Source organism: Pedobacter cryophilus (assembly GCF_005116455.1).
GTDB lineage: Bacteria > Bacteroidota > Bacteroidia > Sphingobacteriales > Sphingobacteriaceae > Pseudopedobacter > Pseudopedobacter cryophilum.
This window is the reverse complement of sequence record NZ_SWBP01000004.1, coordinates 325,762-351,631: the sequence shown is the minus strand read 5'-3', so window position 1 is coordinate 351,631 and position 25,870 is coordinate 325,762. Positions and strand designations below refer to the sequence as shown.

Here is a 25,870-nt window from a genome sequence, read left to right as displayed (position 1 = left end):
AAATTAATTAAACCCACCTAACTGTTGAGCAATACTAAAGTGGAATTGACCTTTGTTTGCCGCACTATTTCCTGGAATGGCATCAAAACCGTAACCATAATCAATACCTAACAAACCAAATATAGGTAAGAAAATTCTAGCTCCAACCCCTACAGATCTTTTCACATTAAACGGATTAAACTCACTAAACTTATTCCAAGTATTTCCTCCTTCGGCGAAAGCTAAAATAAATACAGTTGCAGATTCTCCTAAGGTAACCGGATGTCTTAATTCCATTACATATTTATTAAAAATTGGACTACCTGCTGTAGTTGCCGAACCTTCTGGAACTACAGAGTTGTTAGAGTATCCTCTTAAACCAATCACTTCTGAACCTTGTAAGAAGTCAAATCCTTGTAAACCGTCTCCACCTACTTTAAATCTACCAAACGGCGCTTGCCCTACAGATTTATTGTAATAGCCTAAGAAACCAAACTGAGCTTGAGCTTTTAAAACCAATTTACCATAAACTCTTTGGAAAAATTGAGATTCAAATTTCCACTTATGGTATTCAGCAAATTTGTACCTGTCTGAAGTAGATAAATTATTATAGTTTTTACCATTTAAAGAAGAATATGGTAAAGTTGCTTGCACTGTAAATTTAATATTAGAACCTGATGTAGGGAAAATAGGTACATCAACCGAGTTTCTACTTAAAACCTGACTTAAGCTTAAATCATAGGAATCTCCGTTTTCAAATAAGTAACCGGCGTAATTTCTCAACTTAAACTGTTGCAAGTTAGCGGCATAATCTACTCTAAAATAATCATCAGGAAATTGTAATTGCTTTCCTAAACTAAAAGTTAACCCGTTTAATCTGATTTTTTGTAAGGTTGGGTTACTGTTACTTAAGCCATTACTTTGTAAAGAGGTAAATGCGCTTATTCCAAAATAAATTGGCTTTTTACCGCCAAACCAAGGTTCTGAGAAAGAGAAACTGTATGACTGATAAAATTTACCATTGGTTTGCCCTCTGATACTTAATTTTTGACCATCTCCTTTTGGTAATGGTTTATATGCCTTTAAATTGAATAGATTTTTAGCCGAGAAGTTATTGAATGTTAAGCCCAAAGTTCCCACTACTCTACCTCCACCAAAACCACCTGAAAGTTCAATTTGATCTGATGGTTTTTCTACAACCGTATATTGAATATCAACCGTACCATCTGCTGGATTTGGAATTGGTTTGATGTCTATTTTTTGTTCATCAAAATTCCCTAGCTGAGAAATTTGACGTTGAGAACGAACCAATAAATCTTTTGAGAATTTTTGACCTGGTTTTGTTCTAATTTCTCTTAAAACAACTTTATCATTGGTTAACTCATTCCCTTTTAAAATAATTTTGTTGATGGTATATTGTGGACCTTCATAAATTCTGATTTCTAAATCTACTGTATCGTTATAAATTTTTGTTTGAACTGGATCTGCTTGAAAAGTTAAATAACCATCATTTAAGTAAACTGAAGAAACATCATCGCTTGAAGGGCTGCTTCTTAATGTTTTTTCCAATTTAGCTTCACTAAAAACTTCACCCTTTTCTATTTTAAGAATTTGCTTAAGTACTGACGTTGGATATTTTGCATTTCCGGCAAAAGAGATATTTCCAAAATAGTACTTTGGACCTTCGTTTATTTTGATGTCAATGTTTACGGTTTTAGCATCAAATTTATAAACAGAGTCTGATAAAATTTCAGCATCACGATAGCCTTTTTCTCTCATTTTAGCTATCATGTTATCTTTATCTTCTTCGTATTTGTCTTTCAAAAATTTACCAGAACCCAAAACCTTATAAAAAGCTTTTTCATGTGTCTTTTTCAAAAACTTTTTAAGCTTGGCATCAGAGAAATCTGTATTGCCATCTATATTGATAGCATTAATTTTAACCTTGCTTTTTTTATCCACTTTAACCTTCACCATTCGGCTATTTACATCTGATGTATCGTTTACAGAACTCACATCAATTGTTGTATTTAAATATCCTTTTTCGGAGAAATATTTAGTGATAATAGAGTTTATATTGTTGGTTAAATTCTCATTTACGATTTTTCCTTTTTGATTATTCAATTTTTCTTGAATATCTGCAGTTTCACTTTTTCCTAAACCAATTAACAGTATTTTAGAAACTCTTGGTCTTTCGGCTAAGTTTAAATCAAAGAAAATAGAATCATCTTTTATTCTGTTGATCTCTAAAGAAACATCGTCAAATAAACCTTGTGCCCATAAATTTTTAACCGCATTAGCCGTTACATCACCGGGTACGGTAATTCTATCTCCAACTGTTAATTTGGATATGGTAATTAAAACAGATTTATCAAGGTATTTTACGCCGTTAATATTTACACCTCCAATGGTGTATTCTTTAGGATTAAGATAATCCAATTCTGTAGAAGGCTTTTCTGAACTAGATGGTCTTAAACTAGGGATACCCTGTGAAAACCCTTTAAAAGAAAGGCTCAGAAAAAATATAATTATTAAAAAATTCTTCATTTACTTGTTTATGGCGGCTAAATTAGCTTTAATGTTTGTTAAATTTTGTTAAATGTAAAATTAGCCAATTTGCTCACTGGTTAAGCCAAATCGTCGTTCTCTTTGTTGATAGTCATAAACAGCTTCAAAGAGATCTTCTCTTCTAAAATCTGGCCACAACTTAGGTGTAAAATACAACTCGGCGTAAGCCAATTGCCAAAGCAAGTAGTTACTAATTCTGTGTTCGCCGCTTGTTCTTATCATCAATTCTGGGTCGGGCAAGCCTTTTGTAGATAGATAACTTTCAAAAAGCTGCTCATTAATATCTTCTTGGTTTAATTTTCCGGCAGAAACATCTTCAGCAATTTTTTGAGTAGCGTTTAAAATTTCCCATCTAGAGCTGTAAGACAAAGCTAAAGTTAAGGTTAAACGTGTGTTGTTTTTTGTCTTTTCTATTGCTTCCTGCAATTCTGCAAAGCATCTTTTAGGTAACGATGCTAAATCTCCAATGGCGTTTAACTTAACGTTGTTTTCCATTAAAGTTTTAGTTTCTTTATTGATGGTACTCACTAAAAGTTCCATTAAAGCGGTAACTTCTAATTTAGGTCTTTTCCAATTCTCGGTAGAAAAAGCATATAAGGTTAAATGTTTAATTCCAACTTCGGCAGCCCCTTCTACGGTATCTCTTACCGCTAAAACTCCATTTTTATGTCCAAAAACTCTTAATTTCCCTTTTTCTTTTGCCCACCTGCCATTTCCATCCATAATGATGGCTACATGTTGTGGAAGTTTATCAAGATTCAATTTTTCTCTAAAATTCATGAATGGTAAGGGAATTAAACTAAAAAGCACATTTTTGGCTCACAAAGGTATAAGTTAAGGTTATACCCGCAAACAGATAACTGTCCTTTTTTCTAAAATCGCCTCTCTGAGTTCCTGGAACGCCTATTTTATTGACTGATCTATCTGAAAGTGCTATTCTAAGGGCTGTTATTTGTGTGGAATTACCTTGCAAAGCAGCTGAATTTGCATAATAACCGCTTACATCATCCAAATAATCTGTGGAGGTATCTCTAAATCCAATTTCACCTATAATGTTAAAGTATCTCCCAAAATTATATTTTAAACCTGCGGCAATAGGAATAGCATAAGTTGTAGTATTATAACTTTCTTGTCCTTCTGTATTGTAGTATTTCAATTCGTAATTGGTGCCGTTATAATTTGTTTGTGGATTAAATACTGCTAAAGAAACCCCAGCAGATAAAAAAGGTGTAAATCTTTTTTGACTATAATCAAAGCCGTAATCAAAGAAATTAAATTCTACTTGCAAGCTTCCTTCTGTAAGAGGAGAAAAGAAACTCAGGTTACGGTCTCTTTCTTGTTGATAAGGAGATATAGATTCATCGGCACTTATTTTCCCTTTTAAGAGTGCTAATTTTAAAGACCAATTACTATCAAAATTTCTTTTAATTACCCCGCCTGCGGCAGGATGATTGAATTTGCGAAGATTATTTTGGTTTAAATCTCCTAAATAAGCCATCCCACCTGCTGTAACACCTATTTCCCAAGTTTGAGAAGAAGCTGAAAAAACACTTGAAAACATAAGAAGTACAAATACTTTAATAGATGATGTCATTAAGATGGCTTAATAATTTCTGGTATCTATACCCCAAAGCAATTTGTTTCTTAACGTAGATAGATAACTTTCATTGTTTAGCCTTACCAAATTGATGTCAAAATCGGCTCTTTTTATAGTGATGCTTATATTGTTATCAATAACCTCTGTTCTAGAATCACAGCTTAATAAGTGCTTTGAGCTTCTACCTTCTATTTCAAAAGTCAATGAGTTTTCATCTGACAAAATTACTGGTCGTACATTTAAATTGTGCGGAGATATTGGCGTGATCACAAAATTGCCTGATCTTGGAAAGATAATTGGACCACCACAACTTAAAGAATAAGCGGTAGAACCTGTAGGTGTAGCTACAATTAATCCGTCTGCCCAATAAGAGTTTAAAAATTCGCCATTTAAATAGCAGTGAATCAAAATCATTGCAGACGTATCTCTTTTATGAATGGTGATATCGTTTAATGCAAAGTTTAAATCACCAAATAACTTTTGGTTAGATTCTACTTTGAGTAATCTTCTGGTATCTAAAGTGAATTTATTATTTACAATAGCATCTATAGCGTATTTAATTCCTTCCTTGTTGATACTGGCTAAAAAACCTAACCTCCCAAAGTTAATTCCAATCATTGGGATTCCAGAATCTTTTACAATAGAAACGGTGTCTAACATGGTGCCATCACCACCCAAACTAATCATCACATCTACTTTATCTTTAATGTCTAAATGGGTCTCAAAAGAAGTAAACTGAGTGGGTAAAAATAATTTATCTTTTACAAAATTGTAAAAGTCTTTATAGATCAGCACTTCAATTTTTAGTTCTACTAAACAGTCAAATACCTGTTGTACGTAGGGTAAAACTGAATTATTAAATTGCCTTCCGTAAATACCAATTTTCATGAGATTAATTTATTTAGGCTTTACACCAGAGATGAGCAAATTCATACAAATAGATAGTTGATTTTGAGATTTTGCTCATGAAGATTTTTAATTTTTTTTGCTAAAAACTCAGATAATTCATAAAAGAATCAAACCTATCTGATTCTCCATTATTTCTATCTGAATAATTGTAGGTAGCTACAATAACGTATTCATATCTTAAAAAAGAAGCTACAATTTGACTAATATCTGTTTTATTAAGCTTTAAAGTCACTTCCATTTTCATGGAATCGGGCACTGCATTGGTGTATGAACTTAAAATTTGTGCATTTTCAGATTCTACTATCTGAGCAATATGTGCTAAAGAATTATCTCTGTTATTAATTTCTAAAACAATAATTCCGCCTGGCTGAGTAACCGAAGTTAGCGTAGCTAAATACTTAATCATATCATTAATACATATTAAGCCCAAATATTCCATTTTATGATCTAGAATTGGGATAACAGTAAGATTTTGTTCATGAAAAACCCTTATGGCATCATAAATATGTTGGGTTTCAAATATGTAAGGATTGATGGAGGCCAAATTCACAGCACTTACTGGCAAAGAGTAATTACTAATCTCTATAAAATCATCATCAGAAATAAGCCCCAAAAACTGATGATCATTCACAATAGGCAAATGATTCACTCTAAATTCGGCCATACGATCTGCAACTGTCTGAATAGTATCAGAAGTTTTTACAGGTGGTATATCGTTAGAAATCAGCTCAATTGAAATCATTAATTTTATATTTTTTCCAAAAATTTAACAAGTGTTTCGTTAAATTCTTTAGGACGTTCCATCATGGGTGCATGTCCACATTGGTCTATCCAAGTTAACTCAGAATCTGGCAATAATAGGTTAAATTCTTCTGCTACCTCTGGTGGTGTAATTTTATCATTCTTCCCCCAAATTAAAGCTACTGGTATCTTAATTTTTGACAAGTCTTTAGACATGTTATGCCTTATGGCTGATTTTGCCATGGCTAAAATTCTAATCACTTTATGTCTGTTATTTACAATCTCATAAACTTCATCTACTAATTCTTTAGTGGCTGTTTCTGGATCAAAAAACGTGATTTGTACCTTCTCTTTAATAAAATCATAACTTTCTCTTTTAGGAAAAGATCCACCAAAAGCGTTTTCATACAATCCAGAACTGCCGGTTAAAACTAGTGCTTTTACCATCTCTTGATGAGAAAGCGCATAAATTAGGCCAACATGTCCGCCTAATGAATTACCTAAAAGTATAACCTGATCAAATTCTTTATACTTAATAAATTTATGTACGTATTTCGCTAATGATTTTACGCCTGTTGTTAATAATGGCAAATCATAAATTGGAAGCATAGGAATTACCACTTTATATTTCCCTTTAAACTCCTCAATTACGCCTTCCCAATTGCTTAAAGCACCCATTAATCCATGGAGTAATAACAAAACTTCTCCCTCGCCCTCTTCAATATAACTAAAACCTTTCTCTTCCTTAATGATATACTCCATATAAATTCACAAAAATATTGTGTGTGTAACTTGTGCTAAGTTAATAGTCTGTTTTTAATTTGAGTATAAAAACCAAATTTATTACTCAATAAAATATATTTTAATTTCTACTCACTTAAATTAATTCAGCAAATTCTTAATGGTTTCTGAGATGGCTTTACCATCTGCTTTACCAGAAAGCTCTTTATTAGCTGCACCCATTATTTTACCCATTTCCTTTACGGATGTCACATTTAACTTAGTAATTAAACCTTGAATATAACTGTTTAATTCTTCTTGACTAAGCTGTTTTGGTAAATATTTTTCAATAACTTCTATTTCATCGGCTTCAATTTGGTAAAGATCTGCTCGGTTTTGGCTGGTGTAAATATCTGCCGACTCTTTTCTTTGCTTTACCAATCTTTGCAAAACCTTAATTTCTGCTTCTTCTGTTAATTCCTGAGCAGCTCCTTTTTCTGTTTTGGCTAATAATAAAGCTGATTTTATAGCTCTTAAACTTCTTAAAGAAGTTTCATTCTTAGCTAACATTGCTGTTTTTATATCTTGATTAACGGTATTTTCTAATGACATTTTGATTTGATTTTTTGATTTGAAAATTTGATTTCCTTTAGATTTGATGGTTTGAAAATACTATTAGACTTCCAACTATTTAAAAACTAACTAAAACTTACTACACTTCTTTATTCCAATAAAAAGCTGATGCTTGCGCTGTTGGCATAATTACTAAGTCATTAATATTAACATGGCTTGGTCTGCTGGTTGTGAAATAAATGGTTTCGGCTATATCTTGTGCAACTAAGGGTTCATAACCTTCATAAATTTTCGCCGCTTTCTTTTCATCACCATGGAAACGAACAATAGAAAACTCTGTTTCTACAGCTCCCGGATGAATTCCTGTCACTTTAATTCCATGTGGCAATAAATCAATTCGCATGGCTTTGTTTAATGCATCAACAGCGTGTTTTGTAGCGCAATAAACATTTCCGTTTGCATAAACTTCTTTACCTGCTATAGATCCTATATTTACGATATGGCCTTTTTTTTCGGCAATCATCCAATTAGAAACTATTTTAGAAACATATAAAAGACCTTTGATATTGGTATCAATCATGGTATCCCAATCATCTAAATTACCATTTTGTAAAGAATCTAATCCCTGACTTAAACCTGCATTATTTATCAAAATATCAACTTTTTTTAAATCGTTTGATAAAGCTTGTAAGTTTTTTTCCACCTCATTTCTGTCTCTCACATCAAAACATAGCGTTTTAACTTTAACAGGATAATCACTTTCTAACTGATCTTTAAATTCGGCTAATCTATCTGCTCTTCTTCCTGTAATAATTAATTGATAACCATTTTGCGCATAAATTTCTGCGCAAGCTTTACCAATTCCTGATGTAGCGCCGGTAATGAGGGCAATTTTTGACATAAATATTTTTTTGTGTGAATTTAAGAAATTAAATAAAAAAATACCTTATTCGAAATACAGACTGAAGACAAAATTTCTTAAATAAAGTTTATCTATTGGACTTGCGTAAGGATGGTCTTCTTGTTTCAAAATACTGTTGATAGAGTTACTCAACTTTATCTCTGGAGACAATTTAAAATACTCGAAGTAGAGGTCAAAACCTATCCCAAGCTCGTAAGAAAGAATACCTTTTGAATTTTTAAGAAATTTATTTATTGCCAGTTCGCCCTTGTCATCTGCCTTCTTTTTAGAAGCAACATCTATTCCATATTTAGCGCCGGCAAGAATGTAAGCTCTAAAATTATTTCGTCTATCTGATTTCAACTTTAAAGAAACCGGAAATTCGGCCATGGTAGAAGAAACTGTTCTTCTGGTAAAACCTTCTGGAGATTGCACACCTGCTTGATCATAAGATGCTTTATCGGCAAATTCATAATCCATAACCCTATCTGCAAAAACTAAATTGGGCGTAAATCTGAAATTAAGATTTGGTGTAATATATAAATCGGAAACAAAGCCAATCCCAAACCCGGGATTACTTGCCGAGCGAATGCTGACCAAAGAATCGGTTACTTTCACTCCATCTTCATAAAAAGGAGCTCTCCAATTAGCTGTTTTTTGAATTTTAAATTCCGATCCTATGTATTGAAAACTAAAACCAAAATGCAAATTTTCATCATCTACACCTCCGCCATAATTACCCTGAGCAAATATCTTTAAAGAAAAAAGAAAGCATAAGAAACAAAAAAAAACCTTCTTTTTGATCATTTAATACCTGTATAGATGGAACATATCCCAAACGCCAATGGTTTACATTTGGTATTTTTATAACCTACTTTATCCATTAAATCGGTAAATCTCTTTCCATCTGGAAATGCATTTACAGATTCGGGTAAATAAGTATAAGCACTGGCATCTTTAGAAAATATTTTGCCTACAGTTGGCGTAACCGAATTAAAATAGAAATGATAAAGTTGTTTAATAGGAAAAGCTTTTGGCTTAGAAAATTCGAGAATAACTGCTTTTCCGCCAGGCTTTAACACCCTCAACATATCTGCAATTCCTTTTTCTAAGTTTTCAAAATTTCTTACTCCGTAAGCTACTGTAACCGCATCAAAAGAAGAATCATCAAATAAAAGCTTTTCAGAATCACCTAAACGAACTTCAAAAACATCACTTTTATTTCTTTTAATAATTTTTTCATCGGCAATATCTAACATCCCTCTAGAAATATCAACGCCTATAATTTTATTTGGCTTTAACATTTTTAAAGCTTCAAAAGCAAAATCGCCGGTACCGGTGGCTACGTCTAAAATAGTTTTTGGTTGGTCTTTTGCTAACTCTTTAATTGCTTGTTTTCTCCAAATAATATCTATCCCTAAAGACAAAAAATGATTTAAAAAATCATAAGTTTTAGAAATATTATTAAACATGGTAGCTACCTGTTCTTTTTTAGTAGCCTGCTGATTTTTATACGGTGTTACGTTTTGTGCCATTTTTGCAAAGATACAATAATGTATTTATGGTGTTGAACTATACAATGATAGATTAAACTTAAACCAAAAAAAAGGAACAAAGTTTTTAAACTATTCGCTGTATTTATGAAATCTCCTGTAAATAGATAATAACCAATTTTACACCAAACATGGAGATTAATCTGTAACAGTAAAACTTTAACCACAGAAAACACAGAGATTACAGAGCATAATTTTCTATTACCTATGCAATAAACAGCCTATTTATATTGGTTTGAAACTTATAAAGCTATCTTACAATACAAGCATCATCAATTAAAAAATGGTCTATTTAACTTAAAAACCCAAATTGAGTCCAACTCCAAAAACTTGCCTTACTTGGAAACCCTTGAAAGCATTATCATCATAAATAGTTTGAAAAGCAACATTTGTAGACAGGTATTTATTAATTTTAAGAATAACATTAAGCTGATAATCTAAATCTACGTTCTGAGGATCTTCGAGGTAATTAGCATAAAGATTTAAAATATTTTCTGCCGAAACATTTTCCATAATATTAAATTTGTGATAGCCTGAAGCATAAAAGCCTAGTTCATATCTTAAGCTCTCCCCCTCATTCACCCCAAAATAAGCATTATCAGGCAAGGTAAAATCCTTATCAACAATCACAAATTTAGAAGTTAAGGGAGCTAAATTAAATTTCAAATTATCTGATTTCTTCCATAGCAAACCCGGACCAACTGTTAAAAATGCTGGGGATAAAAAATTTGTGTTTTCTATTCGGGTTTCTACCCCATTTGTAACATCATAAATGTATCCTTTTGCTATTTGGGTTCTAAAATTTAAAATGGCAGAATAATACCAAAAACCCGATATTTTCTTCCCTGCCAAAGAATTAAATTCTAGTCTATCATCGGTTTTCTTCTCAAAGGCGCTATTTTTTGTTTTCACTATACCGTAAGACGCCAGTAGCTTATTATCCCAAGTCCAATTATTTTTATTGTAATTAAAATCATAATTAACGCCCAAATTTCCGGAAATACTGTTTTCGCCTCCGGCTAACCAGTTACTAAAAGTAGATTGATTAAAAAGAATAGAGATATTCCCTTTTTTTGTCCAACCTTCTTTAACTTCTACTTTTACTTCTTGAGCTTGTGAAATTGATAGCATAGCTATGAAAATCACGTTTGTTGAGAATAGCTTTTTCATGGTTTTGATGTTTTATCATTGGTTTTGATGTTGGATATTAAAGTTACAAAATTTAAAAACAAAGAATGGAAGCTAAAGATGTAACTCACATAGTTTAGGTTATTTTAAAACCTTAACTTTACCGCATGATTATAAAATCTGCAGACTTTACGGTTAGTAACACCAAAATAAGCAAACTTCCGCCTCCAGAATTACCCGAATATGCCTTTATTGGCAGATCTAACGTGGGTAAATCTTCCTTAATTAATATGTTGGTAGATGTGAAGGGATTAGCCAAAACTTCTCAAAAACCAGGAAAAACCCAATTAATTAACCATTTTTTGATTAATAAAGCTTGGTATATTGTTGATTTACCGGGTTATGGTTACGCAAAAAGCTCAAAAAGTAACCGCGAAGATTGGGCTAAATTCATCCGCTTTTATTTAGAAAAAAGGGAAAGTCTGCAATGCGTTTTTGTGTTGATAGACAGCAGATTAGAACCTCAAAAAATTGATATTGAATTTTGCTGTTCTTTAGGAGAAAGAGGAATTCCGTTTATTTTAGCTTTTACCAAAGCAGATAAACAAGGAAACGGAAAATCTCAACAAAATATGGCGCTGTTTAGGAAAGAATTGTTGGAGTTTTTTGAAGAAATTCCTCAAATGATATTAACATCCGCAGAAACACAATTGGGTAAAGAAGATATTCTACAATTAATTCATCAAACTAATCAGGATTTTATTATTCCAGAATACGATACTGCTTTTTACACCTAATAATTAAGTATTGGGTAAATGTTTGACTTTAATTTTCACAATTCATATCCTTTTAAATTATTTTTGATCATTCTTTAGCAAACTAATCTTCATTAGATTTTGTTAAGAAATGCAATGATAAAATTCAATGAAAAAATACCTTTCACTAGTCACCTTTTCGCATACCATTTTTGCGATGCCTTTTGCATTTATCGGTTTTTTTTTAGCGATAAACACCACTTCAAACCCTTTTTCGTGGTTTAAACTGCTATTAATGGTTTTGTGTATGGTATTAGCCCGTAATGCCGCAATGGCATTTAACCGCTATTTAGACAGAGATATTGACGCCAAAAATCCAAGGACAAAAAATAGAGATATTCCGGCTGGGAAAATATCTGCAAAAAATGCATTATTGTTTACCCTATTAAATTGCTTATTGTTTATTACCGCTACTTGGTTTATCAATAAACTGTGTTTTTTTCTGTCACCTGTTGCTTTATTGGTGGTGCTAGGTTATAGTGTAACCAAAAGATTTACGGCACTTTGCCATTTAGTTTTGGGATTGGGACTTTCTTTAGCGCCAATAGGTGCTTACTTGGTTGTTACCGGAGCATTTGCCTTATTGCCTATTTTATTTTCTTTAGCTGTTTTATGTTGGGTTAGTGGTTTTGATATTATTTATGCTTTACAAGACGAAGATTTTGATAGAAATGAAAATTTACATTCTATTCCGTCTTATTTAGGAAAGAAAAACGCATTAATGGTAAGCAATTTGCTACATGTATTAGCCGCAGTTTTTGTAATTGCACCAATATTTTTTACGCCATTAGGTTGGCCTTATTATATTGGATTAAGCATTTTTATTGGTATGTTAATTTATCAGCATTTATTGGTAAAACCTAACGACCTAAGTAAAGTGAATTTTGCTTTTATGACCACCAATGGAATTGCATCTGTGGCTTTTGCCGTTTGTTTTTTGTTTGACATTTATTACCGTACACAAATATGATTTTAGAAAAGAAAATACACCATTATTTGCCTCAAAATTTAAATATTGATTGGGATAGTTTATCACCAATTTTTGATGAATTATTAGCCAGAAATATTAATTCTGTTACGGCATTAGAACAATGGTTAAAAGATAAAAGCGAGCTGGAAGCTGCTTTAGAAGAAGATTTTGCTTGGCGATATATTAAAATGACTTGTGATACCGCCAATGAAGATTTGGTAAAATCGTTTCAATATTTTGCTACGGAGATTGAACCTAAAATGGCTCCTCTTAACAATGATTTAAACAAAAAGTTAATTGATTCTCCGTTTGTTAATGAGCTGAATCATGATGAATATTTTGTTTATTTACGAGGGGTAAAAAAATCTTTAGCCTTGTTTAGAGAAGAAAACATTCCTTTATTAACCACCATTCAGGTAGAACAACAAAAATATCAGGGAATTACTGGCGCCATGTCTGTTACTTTAAACGGACAGGAATATACTTTAGAGCAAGCCGCTAATTTTTTAAAAGATTTAAACAGAGGAACCAGAGAGCAAGCCTGGAAAAGCATTACCGCCCGAAGATTAGAAGATAAAGAAAAACTAGACGAACTGTTTAATCAACTTAAAGATTTAAGACATCAAGTAGCTTTAAATGCTGGTTTTGATAATTTTAGAGATTATATGTTTGAGGCTTTAGGCCGATTTGATTATACCCCTAAAGATTGTTTTGATTTTCATGATGCCATACAAAAAGAAGTGGTTCCTATTTTAGCTGCTCAAGCCAAAGAAAGACAAGAAGCTTTAGGTTTAAAAAGTTTACAGCCTTGGGATACCGAAGTAGATACTTCTGGAAAAGAAGCTTTAAAACCATTTAACAATGGCGAAGAATTAATTAATAAATCTATTAAATGCTTTAACCAATTAGATCCATTTTTAGGCTCTAGGTTAGAGGTGATGAAAGAGAATGGATTATTTGATGTAGAAAGCAGAAAAGGAAAAGCTCCGGGTGGTTACAATTATCCATTGGCAGAAAGTGGCGCTCCATTTATTTTTATGAACTCGGCCAACTCCTTTAGAGATTTAACCACTATGGTTCACGAAGGTGGGCATGCTATTCATACTTTTTTAACCGCCAATCTCAAGCTCAACGATTTTAAACATTGCCCTTCTGAAGTAGCGGAGTTAGCATCAATGTCTATGGAATTAATTTCTATGGACCATTGGGATGAGTTTTTTGCCGATAAAGAAGAATTAAAAAGAGCCAAAAAATATCAATTAAGAGATATTTTAAAAACTTTACCCTGGGTTGCCGTGGTAGATGCTTTTCAGCATTGGATTTACACCAACCCAACCCATACAGCAGAAGAAAGAACTGAAGCTTGGAAAGAAATTTTCACCAGATTTGGCGCCAACTTTGTAGATTGGACCAACCATCAGGAAGCTTTAGAAAATCTTTGGCAAAAGCAATTACACATTTTTGAAGTCCCTTTTTACTATATAGAATACGGAATTGCTCAATTAGGTGCTATTGCAGTTTGGAAAAATTACAAAGAAAATCCAACGCAAGGTTTAGCAAAATATTTAGATGCTTTAAAATTAGGTTATACTAAAAACATGATCCAAATTTACGAAACGGCTGGTATTCAGTTTAACTTTAGCGCAGCCTACATTAAAGAATTGATGGCTTTTGTTCAACAAGAATTAAAAAAATTAGACGATTAATTTAAGAAGAAGCTAAAATTTATCAATCGTTTTTTACTTTTGATCATATTTAGTTTTTTGAGACTCCAAATTGGATTTTAAAAATCGTTAAAACACTTATCATATTTAATCTTTATTATATCATTATGAAAAAAATAAGCAAGCCAACAATACTTAAATCGGCATTACTATTTGTGGTATTGTTAATGTCTCAAACTGCTACTTTTGCACAAGAGGTTTATGCTTCACAAGCTCTATTAAGTAATGTTTCTGCAAAAGACAGAGCAGAGGAATCTTGGGTATGGATTTTAATAGGTTGCGTATTTGTTATTGCAGCTTTCGCATTATATTCAGCCAGAACAGTAGAAAACCACGAGTCTGCAGCTCATTAGAAATTAATTAAACATGGCTGAAATTATTTTTAGCCATGTTTATGTTTAAATCAAATCTGAGGTATTGAATCTCCCTTTGGTCAATATCCATCACTTTCTTTTTTGAATAAGTATAAGATTTCAATTTACCTATTGGCTTAAATTATTTAATTCTCTATATTTATATATGAGCATTCAGGAACTTAAAGATTTATTGCATCAAAAAATAGAAACTGCAAATGATCAGCAGCTTTTAGAAACTTTAAATTTAATCTTTAGCAAAAACGAACAGCCTTTTGAAATCCCTAATGAACACCTAAAAAAGCTTAAAAACACTTTAGAAAGTGATCAGACAGAATATTTCACACTAAATGATTTTGAAGAAAAGTATCAGAAATGGCTCAAAGATTAATTATATCTTCTGCCGCATTTGATGACTTTGATAGAATCATCGCTTTTAATAATAACAGAAATCATTCAGAAATATATTCTAAAAAAATCATCAAAGGATTATTTGATAGATTCAAAAAACTAGCTCAAAATCCAAGGTTAGGATTAAGAACATCTCAAGCTAATATATATTTATTAATTTGGACTGATTTTTATATCTATTATAAGTACACGGATCAGCATTCAGATATTATAATCATTAATGTTTTCCATCAAAAAGAGAATATTTAAGATTCTAAAAATCAATGCCATGCCAATTTGTGAACAAGTGGAAAAACTTAAATCAAATTTCTAAATCAGTCACGTATCTTTAATTAGAATTTCATAAGTTTGAAACAATGAAAAGGCTCTTAGATCTTCTTAAAAACAAATATTTCCTTTGCTCTATAGCTTTTATAGTTTGGATGCTGTTTTTTGACAGGAATGATGTAGCTTCTCAGTATGATTACCGAACCAAGGTGAACAAATTAGAAGAAGAAAAAGAGTTTTATAATAAAGAGATTGCTCAAGCAGAAAAAGACCTTCAAGAATTAACTACCAATTCAGAAAAACTAGAAAAATTTGCTCGTGAACGTTATTTGATGAAACGAGACAATGAAGATGTTTTTGTGATTATTGAAACTCAAGCTAAAGAAAAAGAAAGCTTTTTTTAATACATTCTGGGTAACGTTAAATTATATTTCACCGCAATAATTCTAATTAAGAATATCACTGCAACAGAAATTACTTTCACAAAAGTAGGGTCAACCCCAATATAATCTAACAATAAATAAACTATACCTCCAACAATACAAGCGGTAGCATAAATTTCCTTTCTAAAAATAAGAGGAATATTGTTTAACAAAATATCTCTAATAATACCTCCAAAGCATCCGGTTACGGTACCTAAAGCCACGCAAATTCCCGGACTTAAATCATAAGCCAAACCTTTTTGCAAACCTACAACGGTAAAAAAGCCAAGTCCTAGCGAATCAAAAAGGAATAATGTGATTTTCAAAGATTTTATCCTTTTCCAAAATATAACAGCAACAATAGCGGTCACTAAAATTAATAAGGAGTAATTAGCACTTTTCAGCCAAAAAACGGGCGTATCCCCTAATAAAATATCTCTAAGCGTTCCACCACCAACAGAAGTGGCAAAAGCAATAATCAACACACCAAAAACATCTAAACGCTTTTGCATGGCAGCAAATGCACCAGATACTGCGAAAGAAAAAGTTCCGCAAATGGTAATCACTTCTGCAATAGCTACATCAAATTGCCCCATTTCTTTTCCTTAAAAACCATTCTAAACTTAACAAAACCATTAAAACTGCAAAAACCCATTTCAAATTAATGAAGTTTTCATAACTCTTTTCTTCAAAACTAATGGTTTTTACCTTTTCATTTTTAGCAATATCATCTCGCAATTTATTAATTGCTAAAGGATAAACCATTTTTCCTCCGCTTTGCGCAGCTAAATTGTACAAAAACTGATGATCTGCCGTGGTTTGCATCAACTCTACATTTAACTCCTCCACCAAAAATTGTCCGTTTGCGGTGTAAGGTTTATTTCCAAATTGAGTTTTAGCATCAAAACTATAAGCTCCTGATGGTAAAAAACCTGCATCTAATTGGTAAGCCTTCCCCACTTTAGAGAACAAAAAGCTGTAGGTTTTACCTTCACTTTTAATATTAATAGAAACATCTGGCTCATTATTGAGCTCATAAGCATCATTATATAATTCGGCATTTAATAGCACATGCTCATTCTCTGCAAACCTATTTTTACTGGCATAAACCCTAAATTTCCTTTTATCCTCTTTTGAGGAAAGATATTGAACAGATTTAGTGATTAATTCATCAACCGCTTCATGGTTTTCGTTCTTTTCAAAATCTTCTAATCGCCAACGCCAAATGCCTTCGCCTGTTAACAAGGCTGTTTTTACGCCACCTTCGTTTCCAAAACTTAATAAAGGCGCAATGGTTTTTACATTAGCCACTTGCTGATTAAACAATACCACACCAGCTGTTTTTAAAGAATAATTACCAAATGGAGCGGTTAAAGGCGCCAAAACACTTAACGACTCTTTGGTTTGATCGCTTAAAGAAAAAGCATAAAAATCTTTATTCAAATTGGGCAAATACTCTTGCGTAACCTGCCCTGCAGAAATATTGAGTACATTTTGTTGCTGGCTTAAAGCCGATGTATTGGTTGCCGCACCTATTATAAACCACCTGGATTGTTGCGCCGTTTGTGCTAAAACCTGAGTAATTGGATGACTAACCGAAGGCAAGGAATGAAAAATAATTAAGCCATAATCTTTAATATTTGCAGGGATTGCATCGGCGAAAGCCACCTTAACTTCATAATTCTTATTGGTTTCTATGGCTTGTTTTAAAGTGCTGATATCTGGATGAGGGGCATCAGCTAAAATCAAAACTTTCTCTCTCCCATCTAAAACATCTACAAAAATAGTTTGCTGGTTATTTTGTTTAGAAAGTTCGCCACCAACAGGTTTAATGGTTACTGTAATTTTTTGAATGCCTTTTTTGCGAGCTTCTAAATTAACCGTAAAAGTTTTGCGCCATTCCACCTCATCAATATTTAAAGAGATGGCTTTACTTTGCCCATCATTAGTTGTAATGTTTACAACTGAGTTCACCCCTTTTGCTTTAAATGCCGAAACCTGAATTTCCAGCTGATGATCATTCCCTAAATAAACCAAATTGTTATAGTTTACCCGAGAAAGAATTAAATCTTTTTTAGGGATGGTATCGCCCAAAGCAATGCTATAAACTGCCCATTTATTACTTTTTACTTCTTCAATAGGGTTGGTTCCTCTGTTAATGATGCCATCAGAAGCCAATACTACCGCACCAATATTTCTATTGGCATATTGTTCATTAATGTAAGTGAATAATTGCGAATAATCTGTTTGCTTGGCTTGTTGTTTAAAATCAAAATCTGGTTTTACGGCTTCCCCAAAGTTGAACACTTTTACCTCATAATCTGATTTTAAATCTTCTGCCAATTGCTGCAAATCTTTTTGATAAGCGGCAGCATCAAATCCTTTATAACCTGCAGAGATAGAAGCCGAAGCATCTTGAGCGATGATAATTAATGGTTTTTCTAAACGCTGTTTGGTAGATTTTAATAAAGGCGCTAACAATAAAAATGCGATCGTACTCATTAAGATAAATCTTAATGCAAATAGCACTAACTTTAAATTCCTATTCTCTAGCTTACTATTTTGGTATAAAAGCCAAGCCATAGCAAAGCCAAAAGCCAAACAAGGAATGAGCCACCAGGCACTTAAATTGTTAAAAAAGATTGCAAATAGTAAAGGCATATTTAATTAGTAAATATGGCATTTTAGAACAGGGATTGAAAATGTTTTTAACAGGAGTTTTTCATTTAAGCCATCAGGAGAAAAATAGATCAATTATATCAGCTCTTTTTCAGTCTCATTCTATAATCGTCGCCTAATTCTTCCTCAGAATTAAACACTTTTCCTTGCTGTATCAGCTCTATTTTTCCATCGGTATATAATTGCCAGGCGGCATATTTAATATCAGGTAAAGCTTTATGCCATTCGTTTTTTGGAAATTTTGCAGCCACTTCTCTGGGCGAAATCTCCCCTCGCTCCTCGGCTAAAGCCAAAATAAAAGCTTTATATAAAAAATTCATATTTACTCTATTTCAAAATTCGCACTTACTACGGCGGTAATTTCTTTACGGATAGAGCTCACATCATTTATACCATAATCAGAAGTTTGGTTAGAGTTTTCGGGCGTAATTTGTAAAACCCCCATACGGGCACTGGTTAATTTACCTAATGTACTATTGGTGGCTTCGGCTACTTTTTCGCCCCTTATCATGGCATCTTTAGCTGCTTCAGCCTGAATTCTAATTTTCACATCACTTAGTTTGGTATAATAATATTCTGGCGGGTTCACATTAAAATTTAAACCTTGCTCAAATAATGAGGCAATAGAAATAGAAACTTCTTTAATTAAATTCACGTCTTTGGCGCTCACCTCTAACATTTGGTTAATTACATAATCTCTCACACCCAATTGCTGCCCATTTGGCCCAAAATTATATTGCGGATAAACGCTAATGGTTTTTAAATCAATATCCGCAGCCTTAAAACCCTTACTTTTTAAGAATGCAATCACCAGTGGCCTTTGTCTTTCCAATTCGCGGTAAGCATCTTGTGCGGTAGCTGCCGAAATATTAAAATTCCCTTTTAAAATGCCTAAATCAGATACAATCAACTGCTTTGCCGAACCTGTGATGTTAATAGATTTTTCACTTTTGATGTTTCTTAATCCACTAGCTAAAAAAAGCGAAACAATAATAAGGCAAATGCCCATAATTAAAGCCGGAAGTATAAATCTGTTGTTTTGCATAGCTATATTTTTAAGCAATTTAAACAAAAAAAGAGCCAGAACTTTCATCCCAACTCTTTAATCTTATGTCTTGATACTTGATACTAATATCTTGATACTTCATACTAAAATCTTGATACTTGATACTAATATCTTGATACTTGATACTAAAATCTTGATACTTGATACTAATATCTTGATACTTGATACTAATATCTTGATACTAATTACAACATTCCCCCACAAACAGAAATCACCTGTCCGGTAATATAAGCGCTCATATCCGAAGCTAAAAACACACAAACATTGGCTATATCTTCTGTTTCGCCTGCTCTTTTTAACGGAATATCTTTTTCCCAACCTTTCACCACTTCAGGGTCTAAAACATCAGTCATTTCTGTTTTTATAAACCCTGGCGCTACTACATTAGTCCTAATATTTCTAGAACCTAATTCTTTAGCTACCGACTTAGAGAAACCAATAATACCCGCTTTAGAAGCTGCATAATTAGCCTGACCAGCATTTCCCTGCACCCCAACAATAGAACTCATATTAATAAAAACCCCTTTACGGTTCTTCATCATTATTTTAGAAGCCGCTTTGGTGGTATTAAAAACCGACTTTAAATTCACTTCAATCACATCATCAAAATTCTCTTCACTCATACGCATCAGCAAACCATCTTTGGTAATTCCGGCGTTGTTTACCACAATATCAATCGTCCCAAAATCATTAACTATATCGCCAATCAGCTTTTCTGCCTCGTCATATTTTGAAGCGTCAGAACGGTAGCCTTTTACCTGCGTACCAAAAGATTTTAATTCTTCTTCTAAAGCCAATCCTTTTTCTACCGATGATAAATAAGTAAAAGCCACATTTGCACCATGTTCGGCAAATTTTTCAGCAATTTTTCTTCCAATTCCTTTAGATGCACCGGTAATTAAAGCGGTTTTTCCTTCTAATAATTTCATGTCGAATGTTAAAAATGTTTCCGCTGTGAAAATAGGGAATTTTTAGTTCCAAAGGAATCTATTTGGGAAAAAGCCAAGCCATCAACTCTTTAGTATCGCCAGCCCCGCTGTACATTCATACGCACACAGGCATTAGGCGCTTGGCCGGTATCCATTTCCATCAGGTTTATTTAACTCAGGATAGTGCAACCTACTTGCATCTGCTCGGCATAGAGACAGTACTCTTTGTGGCTTCCTTCGGTCATCCTACGTTCCTCAACGTAGGATGACCGAAGACGTACTGAACACGCCCATACCCGATACCGAACTCATAGCATATTGCCCTATATTTGTCCTATACAGAAATAGCTTTACAATTGCCCAATATTGTAGCGCAAAAGAATAAACTCGTCCATAAATTTCAAATCAAAATTTTGCCTTTTACACTATTTTTAATTAGGCCTTAATTTCATTAGCGAATCTTTATCCATGTATATCCGGATATAAACGGATATATCTGTTTATACACGACTATTTTCTACAATCCATTATAACTTAGAGTAAAAACAACTCATTTATTCTAAAAATGGAACAAAAACCAATTCAACTATATGTAAAAGCCATTTCTCACAATAATAAAGAAATTTACAAATACACCTTTTTTAAAAATCCAGCCCTATTTAAATGGCTTTTGTCTTTAAATTACTTCAAATATGATTATTCAAAAAAAATACTTTTTACAGATGCAAAAGAAGAGATATTAGATGCTATACAAATTGCTGCAAAAGGAAGATTGGCTATTAATAAAAATAGTTTTCATAGGTTACCTATCACTCAGGCTCAATTAGAACCACAACATGCCTTACCTAGGTTTGAAATTCCAAAGTATGATTTCAAACTTAGAGTAATAGTTAAAAACGCAATCATAGAAAACAACAAATATTACCTTATCACAACAGACCATATTTTAGCTTGTAAAAAGGAATTATTAGAATTAGACTTTATTACCTACAATAGAAATCTATCAGCATTTTTAATGCCCATGCAAGAAATTAATCTTTTAAAACTACTTAATGCTATTAAAGGGAAAGTTTTTGTTGCCTTGCACCAACATATCAATATTCAAAGTTTATACCTACAATCTATATTTTGGAAACAAAGTTACATTACTGATATTTTACTACCCAATGAGTATTTAAGCCATTTAAAATCTAATAACTATAGCTTAAATACCATACATGGCTATTATTCTTCATTTTTCAATTTCATTTATTATTGCAAAAGCATAAATAAAGAGCTCACAAGTTTAAGCCCTCAAAATGTAAATGATATTGTTTTAAAAATGGCTAGCCACAATTATTTTAGTACAAGCACAACTCACTGTTTAATAAATGCAGTATTATACTACTATAAGAACATATTAAATAAACAAGATTATAAAAATCAAATCATTAGACCCCAAAAAGAACGTGTTTTACCAAAAGTAATGGCAAAAGAAGAAGTAGAAAAAATATTAAATAATTGCAACAACCTTAAACATAAAACTATGCTAAGTATGCTTTATAGTTGCGGCTTAAGAGCAGGGGAAATTATTAATATGAAAGTTTTAGATATTGATAGTAAACGTATGCTTATTTCTGTTACTAAAGGAAAAGGAAATAAAGACAGGAAAGTGATGCTTTCTGAAAAACTTTTATTGCTACTGAAAGAATATTACTTGCTTTTTAAACCGAAAATATATTTGTTTGAAGGCCAATATGGCGATCAATACGCCATAAGTTCTTTAAGACAAGTGCTAAATGAAGCTTGCAGAAAAGCGGGTATAAGGCAAAAACCTACCCTACATTGGCTTAGGCATTCATTTGCAACCCATTTATTAGAAGCAGGTACAGATATTAGATACATACAACAACTATTAGGACATAGTAGTACAAAAACCACAGAAATATATACTTATGTAAGTACAAAGCAAATTAGTTTAATTAAAAGTCCGTTAGACAGCCTAAATATTTAAAATCAAATGCTATATTGCTTAACATATATGAAATATATACGCTATAGGTAGCGCATATATACTAGTTAGCAGCAAGCACCTAGAAAATCGAGAAAAACTTAACAACACCGAACTTCTCCTATAATATTTTTACACAAAACAAATGATTAAAGACAGAGATACTAATTTTAGAGAACATTCTATTTTCCTTTCAGAAATTGCCCAGAATATTTTAGATGGAAATGATAGTATTCTTTTAGTACCAGGTGTACGTGAAATAATTGCACTATACTTGTTAATTCCATACGCAACTAGCGACCAACTTGATTCAGGAATGCCCTCAAAAATGCCACAACTTGATTTATCGGAGGAATTTATAAATGGAGTTAATTTGAGGAATTTAAGAGATACAATTTCTCACTCGTTTGTGACTGTTGAGGAAAGTAGTAAAGATAAATTGGGTCGAATAGTTTTGGATGATCGAGCTCAAATGACTAGAAAAACACATAATGAACAAGAGAGTAAATCTCTTGGTATATTTTTAGAAATACCACAGGCAAATAACAAATTAAAAGAATTACACACCAAAATAATAAATTCGATAAAATGAAATCATAATTAAATTCAAAATGAATATTCTTAAAAAAATATTTTCAATTTTAGCTCCTGGTAACAAACTAAAAATGGAATCTAACCAAGAAGAGCAAAATGCTTATCATGAAAGTGGGCATATTTTAATGGCATATCTGTCTGGTTTCACATGCGAGAATGTAACTTTGTTACAAGATGGTTCTGGAAATGCTTTTACAAAATTTAATTATGGAAATTATAATATAAATATATTAATAGCTGCGATTGTTACCTTCAATGAAGATTCTGAAATGTATAATTCACTTCCGGCAAATTTAAAATCTCAAACGCAATTAGCCGCAATCAAAATAGGCGGAACATTATTAGGGGGTTCAGTTGCCGAACATCTATTTAAAAGCGGAAGTGACTTTAAAGGCCAATTAGAAATTGAAATTTCAGGGCCAGACCTTACTAGGGTTCTGAGTATCAATAGCTTACTTTCATCGCTAAACTCAAAAACACATGACATAAATTATATTGCAAACGAACTTGAAAGAATCGCTTTAATATTTCAACAGGAAAACGTTTGGAATTCAATAGAAATGCTTTCAAAAGAGATTTTGTTATCACCAACTAAAAGTCTTTCGCAAAAACAAATTGAAGAATCGTTAAATACAACAGGATATTTGGAATATATAAAATAAAGCCAGCTGCTAACAACAAGTTTGTACAAAAATGGCTGACCTGCTTGAAATAACTTTCTGCAAATTAATTAAGTTTATGCAAGCTGAAATTAGTAATGCTTTAACGCCATTTCAGTACAAACTTGCCAAACGTCAAACTGTCTAAAAACCTCCAATCTGTTTTCCACAATTAATGATAACTTCTAAGGTGGCTGATGATGTAAAAAGGTGGCTATTTTGTATTTTCAAGTATGAAATTCATCATTGGAAAAGACAGGAACCAAACGGAGTTTTTCTGCTTAGAACAAGCAATAGCTCAAGATAACGAGGTTCGTCTGATTGATTTATTTGTTTCCTCCATCAAACTTCAAGACTATGGTTTTGAGATGGACTTTATTGATAACGGCAGACCAGCCTATCACCCTGCTGAACTGTTGCGTCTTTTCATCTACGGTTACCTTAACCGTATCCGTTCTTCCCGTCAGCTAGAAAAGGAATGCAGACGTAATATCGAACTGATGTGGCTCATGAAAGGTTTGGCTCCCGATCATAATACTATTGCCAATTTCAGAAAAGATCATCCTAAAGCCATACGCAAGGTGTTTCATGCTACAGTAGCCTTAGCTAATAATTTCGATCTGATTGGCGGTAAACTCCTGGCGGGTGACAGCACCAAATTGAGGGCGCAGAATTCTAAAAAGAACAATTTCAATCCTGCTAAGATTGAACGCCATATCGCTTATATTGATGTTAAACTAGATGAATACCACCAGCTTCCCAAGCTGTTCCAGATGTTAGCTTTTAGCGCATCTGGAACTTCTAAATATAAAGGATGTGTCATCCGCTTTTAACTCATTTTGCAAATGATAATGAGTTTGTACAAACTCAAAAAATTAGCTAAATTGAATAAAATTTCAAAGATCATGTCATCATCAGAGCTAAAAATCCAAATTATTAATAAAGTCACTTCGATAGAAGATCAATCTGTTCTTGAAGAAATTTATAAATTGGTAAATATGGAATCGGAATTAGACTCCATTTACAAACTTACACAAGAAGAAAAAGAAGCTATTGAATTCGGATTAGAAGATATAAAAGCTGGAAGAGTTTATTCATCAGAAGATGCTGATAAAATGATGAAAGAATGTCTAAAAAAATAGAATGGACTGCTGCGGCCATTAAAGACCGGTTTAAAATCTATAAATTTTGGTTAGAGCATAATAAAAGTGATACTTACAGTGAGAAATTAGAAGCGCTTTTTAAAGAAGCGGCAAATATTATAGCAGAATTTCCAGAGATTGGTATTCAAACTGATTACCCAAACCTTAGATTGAAAGTAATAAGTAACTATCAATTATTTTACATCCATTCAGTAAAAACCATTCAAATCTTACGGGTTTGGGATACAAGACAAAATCCTAAAAAGCTAAAACTTTAATAACAACAACCCAATCTGGTTTCAGTTTGTTCCTTTTTCAGGCTCACTGAAATTTCTAGAATGAAGAAAGAGAAAGTTGCTAGCCGAATGGAAAATTTTGTTCCTTTTTATAAAATTTTCATTGTATCACAATATCTAGGATCTCCGTATTAATATTTAAAATCACCTCTTTGAGAAACTTAAAATATCATTTATGAAAAACGCATTACTTATCTTGTTTACAATAGCCCTTTTTAGTTCTTGCGAAAAGAAATATGAAGTTGCCTTAACACAAACAAAACCAGACCCCGACAAAGAATTTTTAAAAACGGTAAAGCCTGATGAAAAATCTGAATACTTCATATCTGGTGAGTTTGATGGTCATGAAATATATTGCGCATCAACTTTTGTAGATAGGTATCCAGATAATTCTACGGTATTAAATGCCTTATTTATCAATAATTTGATAAAATTAGATAATATTCATTTAGTCCGTTTTAACAAACTTCAAGATATAAGGATTGCTATCTATTTTGATCAAGCAGATATTTTAAACAGAGCTATCCCCTATACACTCCCTCACCAAAATCAAGTACTTTGCGAACGTGTTGAAGTACAGCTTCTAAACTTAAAAAAAGCTGGAAGCGCTATACAAAATTCACAAAATGACAACTTTTCATTTCATTCTAGCAGCTATAAAGGGATCACATTAGTAGTAACTAGTTTCAAAGATTATATTATGGAAGGAACCTTTAAAGGCAACATAAGAACCAATACAGGCTCTAGTATAATAGTGGAGAACGGGAAATTCAGAATAAAACTTAAAATAGTAGACCAAAGCAAACCAGTATATAATTAGTTTGTAAAGTGCAGTCCCAATTTGGTTTTAGTATTCCTTTTTCAGGATTACTGAAAATTTTTAA

30 protein-coding genes are annotated in these 25,870 nt (G+C 32.5%); 14 read left to right on the top strand and 16 right to left on the bottom strand.

Annotated elements, in window-relative coordinates:
• Positions 1–3 precede the first annotated feature (3 nt).
• The 11 genes from bamA to FA046_RS12965 form a co-directional block, all read right to left on the bottom strand.
• Positions 4–2,526 carry an outer membrane protein assembly factor BamA gene (gene bamA / locus FA046_RS13015; RefSeq protein ID WP_136826950.1) on the bottom strand — a complete coding sequence of 841 codons (2,523 nt, stop codon included), beginning with the start codon at positions 2,524–2,526 and terminating at the stop codon, positions 4–6.
• Positions 2,527–2,586: 60 nt separating this feature from the next.
• Entirely contained in the window at positions 2,587–3,327 is a 741-nt protein-coding gene (locus tag FA046_RS13010) for an isoprenyl transferase (protein WP_136826949.1), read from the bottom strand.
• A gap of 19 nt (positions 3,328–3,346) precedes the next feature.
• The gene (gene porG / locus FA046_RS13005; protein WP_136826948.1) at positions 3,347–4,141 is read right to left on the bottom strand and encodes a type IX secretion system protein PorG; all 795 of its coding nucleotides are present in this window, start codon (positions 4,139–4,141) and stop codon (positions 3,347–3,349) included.
• Between the two features lie 9 nt (positions 4,142–4,150).
• Complete coding sequence (locus FA046_RS13000) at positions 4,151–5,032, bottom strand: NAD kinase (RefSeq protein ID WP_136826947.1); 882 nt, start codon at positions 5,030–5,032, stop codon at positions 4,151–4,153.
• A gap of 100 nt (positions 5,033–5,132) precedes the next feature.
• Positions 5,133–5,795 carry a CBS domain-containing protein gene (locus FA046_RS12995; RefSeq protein WP_136826946.1) on the bottom strand — a complete coding sequence of 221 codons (663 nt, stop codon included), beginning with the start codon at positions 5,793–5,795 and terminating at the stop codon, positions 5,133–5,135.
• A gap of 5 nt (positions 5,796–5,800) precedes the next feature.
• Positions 5,801–6,556, bottom strand: a complete 756-nt coding sequence (locus FA046_RS12990; RefSeq protein ID WP_136826945.1) for an alpha/beta fold hydrolase — start codon at positions 6,554–6,556, stop codon at positions 5,801–5,803.
• A gap of 120 nt (positions 6,557–6,676) precedes the next feature.
• Complete coding sequence (locus FA046_RS12985; protein ID WP_136826944.1) at positions 6,677–7,126, bottom strand: GatB/YqeY domain-containing protein; 450 nt, start codon at positions 7,124–7,126, stop codon at positions 6,677–6,679.
• Positions 7,127–7,226: 100 nt separating this feature from the next.
• The gene (locus FA046_RS12980; protein ID WP_136826943.1) at positions 7,227–7,988 is read right to left on the bottom strand and encodes an SDR family NAD(P)-dependent oxidoreductase; all 762 of its coding nucleotides are present in this window, start codon (positions 7,986–7,988) and stop codon (positions 7,227–7,229) included.
• 45 nt (positions 7,989–8,033) lie between these two features.
• Entirely contained in the window at positions 8,034–8,795 is a 762-nt protein-coding gene (gene porT, locus FA046_RS12975) for a type IX secretion/gliding motility protein PorT/SprT (RefSeq protein ID WP_136826942.1), read from the bottom strand.
• Positions 8,792–9,523, bottom strand: a complete 732-nt coding sequence (gene ubiE, locus FA046_RS12970) for a bifunctional demethylmenaquinone methyltransferase/2-methoxy-6-polyprenyl-1,4-benzoquinol methylase UbiE (protein ID WP_136826941.1) — start codon at positions 9,521–9,523, stop codon at positions 8,792–8,794. The genes porT and ubiE overlap by 4 nt, the downstream gene beginning before the upstream one ends.
• Positions 9,524–9,838: 315 nt before the next feature.
• Complete coding sequence (locus tag FA046_RS12965) at positions 9,839–10,711, bottom strand: DUF3078 domain-containing protein (protein ID WP_136826940.1); 873 nt, start codon at positions 10,709–10,711, stop codon at positions 9,839–9,841.
• A gap of 125 nt (positions 10,712–10,836) precedes the next feature.
• Here FA046_RS12965 and yihA point away from each other — a divergent pair, with 125 nt between their 5' ends.
• From yihA to FA046_RS12930, 7 genes are all read left to right on the top strand, one after another.
• Positions 10,837–11,466, top strand: a complete 630-nt coding sequence (yihA, locus tag FA046_RS12960) for a ribosome biogenesis GTP-binding protein YihA/YsxC (protein WP_136826939.1) — start codon at positions 10,837–10,839, stop codon at positions 11,464–11,466.
• A gap of 127 nt (positions 11,467–11,593) precedes the next feature.
• The gene (locus tag FA046_RS12955; protein WP_136826938.1) at positions 11,594–12,454 is read left to right on the top strand and encodes a UbiA-like polyprenyltransferase; all 861 of its coding nucleotides are present in this window, start codon (positions 11,594–11,596) and stop codon (positions 12,452–12,454) included.
• Positions 12,451–14,160: a M3 family oligoendopeptidase gene (locus FA046_RS12950; protein WP_136826937.1), complete on the top strand. Its 1,710-nt coding sequence runs from the start codon at positions 12,451–12,453 to the stop codon at positions 14,158–14,160. The genes FA046_RS12955 and FA046_RS12950 overlap by 4 nt, the downstream gene beginning before the upstream one ends.
• A 125-nt stretch (positions 14,161–14,285) precedes the next feature.
• Positions 14,286–14,531: a hypothetical protein gene (locus tag FA046_RS12945; RefSeq protein WP_136826936.1), complete on the top strand. Its 246-nt coding sequence runs from the start codon at positions 14,286–14,288 to the stop codon at positions 14,529–14,531.
• Between the two features lie 166 nt (positions 14,532–14,697).
• The gene (locus FA046_RS12940; RefSeq protein WP_136826935.1) at positions 14,698–14,922 is read left to right on the top strand and encodes a hypothetical protein; all 225 of its coding nucleotides are present in this window, start codon (positions 14,698–14,700) and stop codon (positions 14,920–14,922) included.
• Positions 14,907–15,191, top strand: coding sequence for a type II toxin-antitoxin system RelE/ParE family toxin (locus FA046_RS12935; protein ID WP_136826934.1), 285 nt, complete (start codon positions 14,907–14,909; stop codon positions 15,189–15,191). Before FA046_RS12940 ends, FA046_RS12935 begins: the two co-directional genes overlap by 16 nt.
• A gap of 107 nt (positions 15,192–15,298) precedes the next feature.
• Positions 15,299–15,613 carry an FtsB family cell division protein gene (locus FA046_RS12930; RefSeq protein ID WP_136826933.1) on the top strand — a complete coding sequence of 105 codons (315 nt, stop codon included), beginning with the start codon at positions 15,299–15,301 and terminating at the stop codon, positions 15,611–15,613.
• Here the strand turns inward: FA046_RS12930 and FA046_RS12925 are convergent.
• The 5 genes from FA046_RS12925 to fabG all read right to left on the bottom strand — a co-directional run bounded on the left by FA046_RS12925 (position 15,610) and on the right by fabG (position 20,305).
• Positions 15,610–16,227, bottom strand: a complete 618-nt coding sequence (locus tag FA046_RS12925; RefSeq protein WP_136826932.1) for a trimeric intracellular cation channel family protein — start codon at positions 16,225–16,227, stop codon at positions 15,610–15,612. The two genes, FA046_RS12930 and FA046_RS12925, sit on opposite strands and share 4 nt — an antisense overlap.
• Positions 16,214–18,292 carry a hypothetical protein gene (locus FA046_RS12920; RefSeq protein WP_136826931.1) on the bottom strand — a complete coding sequence of 693 codons (2,079 nt, stop codon included), beginning with the start codon at positions 18,290–18,292 and terminating at the stop codon, positions 16,214–16,216. Before FA046_RS12920 ends, FA046_RS12925 begins: the two co-directional genes overlap by 14 nt.
• A 98-nt stretch (positions 18,293–18,390) precedes the next feature.
• Positions 18,391–18,630 (bottom strand): DUF3253 domain-containing protein, encoded by a 240-nt coding sequence (locus tag FA046_RS12915; protein WP_136826930.1) that lies wholly within the window; start codon positions 18,628–18,630, stop codon positions 18,391–18,393.
• Between the two features lie 2 nt (positions 18,631–18,632).
• Positions 18,633–19,355 (bottom strand): SIMPL domain-containing protein, encoded by a 723-nt coding sequence (locus FA046_RS12910; RefSeq protein ID WP_136826929.1) that lies wholly within the window; start codon positions 19,353–19,355, stop codon positions 18,633–18,635.
• A 206-nt stretch (positions 19,356–19,561) separates the two neighbouring features.
• Positions 19,562–20,305 carry a 3-oxoacyl-[acyl-carrier-protein] reductase gene (fabG, locus tag FA046_RS12905; protein WP_136826928.1) on the bottom strand — a complete coding sequence of 248 codons (744 nt, stop codon included), beginning with the start codon at positions 20,303–20,305 and terminating at the stop codon, positions 19,562–19,564.
• Positions 20,306–20,870: 565 nt separating this feature from the next.
• Between fabG and FA046_RS12900 the strand changes: the two genes are divergently transcribed.
• From FA046_RS12900 to FA046_RS12870, 7 genes are all read left to right on the top strand, one after another.
• Positions 20,871–22,298 carry a tyrosine-type recombinase/integrase gene (locus FA046_RS12900; protein ID WP_136826927.1) on the top strand — a complete coding sequence of 476 codons (1,428 nt, stop codon included), beginning with the start codon at positions 20,871–20,873 and terminating at the stop codon, positions 22,296–22,298.
• 142 nt (positions 22,299–22,440) lie between these two features.
• Positions 22,441–22,887 (top strand): hypothetical protein, encoded by a 447-nt coding sequence (locus tag FA046_RS12895; protein WP_136826926.1) that lies wholly within the window; start codon positions 22,441–22,443, stop codon positions 22,885–22,887.
• A gap of 19 nt (positions 22,888–22,906) precedes the next feature.
• Entirely contained in the window at positions 22,907–23,551 is a 645-nt protein-coding gene (locus FA046_RS12890; protein ID WP_136826925.1) for a hypothetical protein, read from the top strand.
• A gap of 230 nt (positions 23,552–23,781) precedes the next feature.
• Positions 23,782–24,381: a transposase gene (locus FA046_RS12885; protein ID WP_205943652.1), complete on the top strand. Its 600-nt coding sequence runs from the start codon at positions 23,782–23,784 to the stop codon at positions 24,379–24,381.
• Between the two features lie 72 nt (positions 24,382–24,453).
• Complete coding sequence (locus FA046_RS12880; protein ID WP_136826924.1) at positions 24,454–24,690, top strand: hypothetical protein; 237 nt, start codon at positions 24,454–24,456, stop codon at positions 24,688–24,690.
• A complete protein-coding gene (locus FA046_RS12875) occupies positions 24,675–24,968 on the top strand; it encodes a type II toxin-antitoxin system RelE/ParE family toxin (protein WP_136826923.1) in 294 nt (97 codons plus the stop codon). The genes FA046_RS12880 and FA046_RS12875 overlap by 16 nt, the downstream gene beginning before the upstream one ends.
• 193 nt (positions 24,969–25,161) lie before the next feature.
• On the top strand, positions 25,162–25,806 hold the full coding sequence (locus FA046_RS12870; protein ID WP_136826922.1) for a hypothetical protein: 645 nt from the start codon (positions 25,162–25,164) through the stop codon (positions 25,804–25,806).
• The last annotated feature ends 64 nt before the right edge of the window (positions 25,807–25,870 follow it).

What these genes read in the sequence shown, in the direction of transcription:
- bamA (WP_136826950.1), bottom strand. Translation starts at nt 2,526, where the DNA reads ATGAAGAATTTTTTAATAATTATATTTTTTCTGAGCCTTTCTTTTAAA.
- FA046_RS13010 (WP_136826949.1), bottom strand. Translation starts at nt 3,327, where the DNA reads ATGAATTTTAGAGAAAAATTGAATCTTGATAAACTTCCACAACATGTA.
- porG (WP_136826948.1), bottom strand. Translation starts at nt 4,141, where the DNA reads ATGACATCATCTATTAAAGTATTTGTACTTCTTATGTTTTCAAGTGTT.
- FA046_RS13000 (WP_136826947.1), bottom strand. Translation starts at nt 5,032, where the DNA reads ATGAAAATTGGTATTTACGGAAGGCAATTTAATAATTCAGTTTTACCC.
- FA046_RS12995 (WP_136826946.1), bottom strand. Translation starts at nt 5,795, where the DNA reads ATGATTTCAATTGAGCTGATTTCTAACGATATACCACCTGTAAAAACT.
- FA046_RS12990 (WP_136826945.1), bottom strand. Translation starts at nt 6,556, where the DNA reads ATGGAGTATATCATTAAGGAAGAGAAAGGTTTTAGTTATATTGAAGAG.
- FA046_RS12985 (WP_136826944.1), bottom strand. Translation starts at nt 7,126, where the DNA reads ATGTCATTAGAAAATACCGTTAATCAAGATATAAAAACAGCAATGTTA.
- FA046_RS12980 (WP_136826943.1), bottom strand. Translation starts at nt 7,988, where the DNA reads ATGTCAAAAATTGCCCTCATTACCGGCGCTACATCAGGAATTGGTAAA.
- porT (WP_136826942.1), bottom strand. Translation starts at nt 8,795, where the DNA reads ATGATCAAAAAGAAGGTTTTTTTTTGTTTCTTATGCTTTCTTTTTTCT.
- ubiE (WP_136826941.1), bottom strand. Translation starts at nt 9,523, where the DNA reads ATGGCACAAAACGTAACACCGTATAAAAATCAGCAGGCTACTAAAAAA.
- FA046_RS12965 (WP_136826940.1), bottom strand. Translation starts at nt 10,711, where the DNA reads ATGAAAAAGCTATTCTCAACAAACGTGATTTTCATAGCTATGCTATCA.
- yihA (WP_136826939.1), top strand. Translation starts at nt 10,837, where the DNA reads ATGATTATAAAATCTGCAGACTTTACGGTTAGTAACACCAAAATAAGC.
- FA046_RS12955 (WP_136826938.1), top strand. Translation starts at nt 11,594, where the DNA reads ATGAAAAAATACCTTTCACTAGTCACCTTTTCGCATACCATTTTTGCG.
- FA046_RS12950 (WP_136826937.1), top strand. Translation starts at nt 12,451, where the DNA reads ATGATTTTAGAAAAGAAAATACACCATTATTTGCCTCAAAATTTAAAT.
- FA046_RS12945 (WP_136826936.1), top strand. Translation starts at nt 14,286, where the DNA reads ATGAAAAAAATAAGCAAGCCAACAATACTTAAATCGGCATTACTATTT.
- FA046_RS12940 (WP_136826935.1), top strand. Translation starts at nt 14,698, where the DNA reads ATGAGCATTCAGGAACTTAAAGATTTATTGCATCAAAAAATAGAAACT.
- FA046_RS12935 (WP_136826934.1), top strand. Translation starts at nt 14,907, where the DNA reads ATGGCTCAAAGATTAATTATATCTTCTGCCGCATTTGATGACTTTGAT.
- FA046_RS12930 (WP_136826933.1), top strand. Translation starts at nt 15,299, where the DNA reads ATGAAAAGGCTCTTAGATCTTCTTAAAAACAAATATTTCCTTTGCTCT.
- FA046_RS12925 (WP_136826932.1), bottom strand. Translation starts at nt 16,227, where the DNA reads ATGGGGCAATTTGATGTAGCTATTGCAGAAGTGATTACCATTTGCGGA.
- FA046_RS12920 (WP_136826931.1), bottom strand. Translation starts at nt 18,292, where the DNA reads ATGCCTTTACTATTTGCAATCTTTTTTAACAATTTAAGTGCCTGGTGG.
- FA046_RS12915 (WP_136826930.1), bottom strand. Translation starts at nt 18,630, where the DNA reads ATGAATTTTTTATATAAAGCTTTTATTTTGGCTTTAGCCGAGGAGCGA.
- FA046_RS12910 (WP_136826929.1), bottom strand. Translation starts at nt 19,355, where the DNA reads ATGCAAAACAACAGATTTATACTTCCGGCTTTAATTATGGGCATTTGC.
- fabG (WP_136826928.1), bottom strand. Translation starts at nt 20,305, where the DNA reads ATGAAATTATTAGAAGGAAAAACCGCTTTAATTACCGGTGCATCTAAA.
- FA046_RS12900 (WP_136826927.1), top strand. Translation starts at nt 20,871, where the DNA reads ATGGAACAAAAACCAATTCAACTATATGTAAAAGCCATTTCTCACAAT.
- FA046_RS12895 (WP_136826926.1), top strand. Translation starts at nt 22,441, where the DNA reads ATGATTAAAGACAGAGATACTAATTTTAGAGAACATTCTATTTTCCTT.
- FA046_RS12890 (WP_136826925.1), top strand. Translation starts at nt 22,907, where the DNA reads ATGAATATTCTTAAAAAAATATTTTCAATTTTAGCTCCTGGTAACAAA.
- FA046_RS12885 (WP_205943652.1), top strand. Translation starts at nt 23,782, where the DNA reads ATGAAATTCATCATTGGAAAAGACAGGAACCAAACGGAGTTTTTCTGC.
- FA046_RS12880 (WP_136826924.1), top strand. Translation starts at nt 24,454, where the DNA reads ATGTCATCATCAGAGCTAAAAATCCAAATTATTAATAAAGTCACTTCG.
- FA046_RS12875 (WP_136826923.1), top strand. Translation starts at nt 24,675, where the DNA reads ATGTCTAAAAAAATAGAATGGACTGCTGCGGCCATTAAAGACCGGTTT.
- FA046_RS12870 (WP_136826922.1), top strand. Translation starts at nt 25,162, where the DNA reads ATGAAAAACGCATTACTTATCTTGTTTACAATAGCCCTTTTTAGTTCT.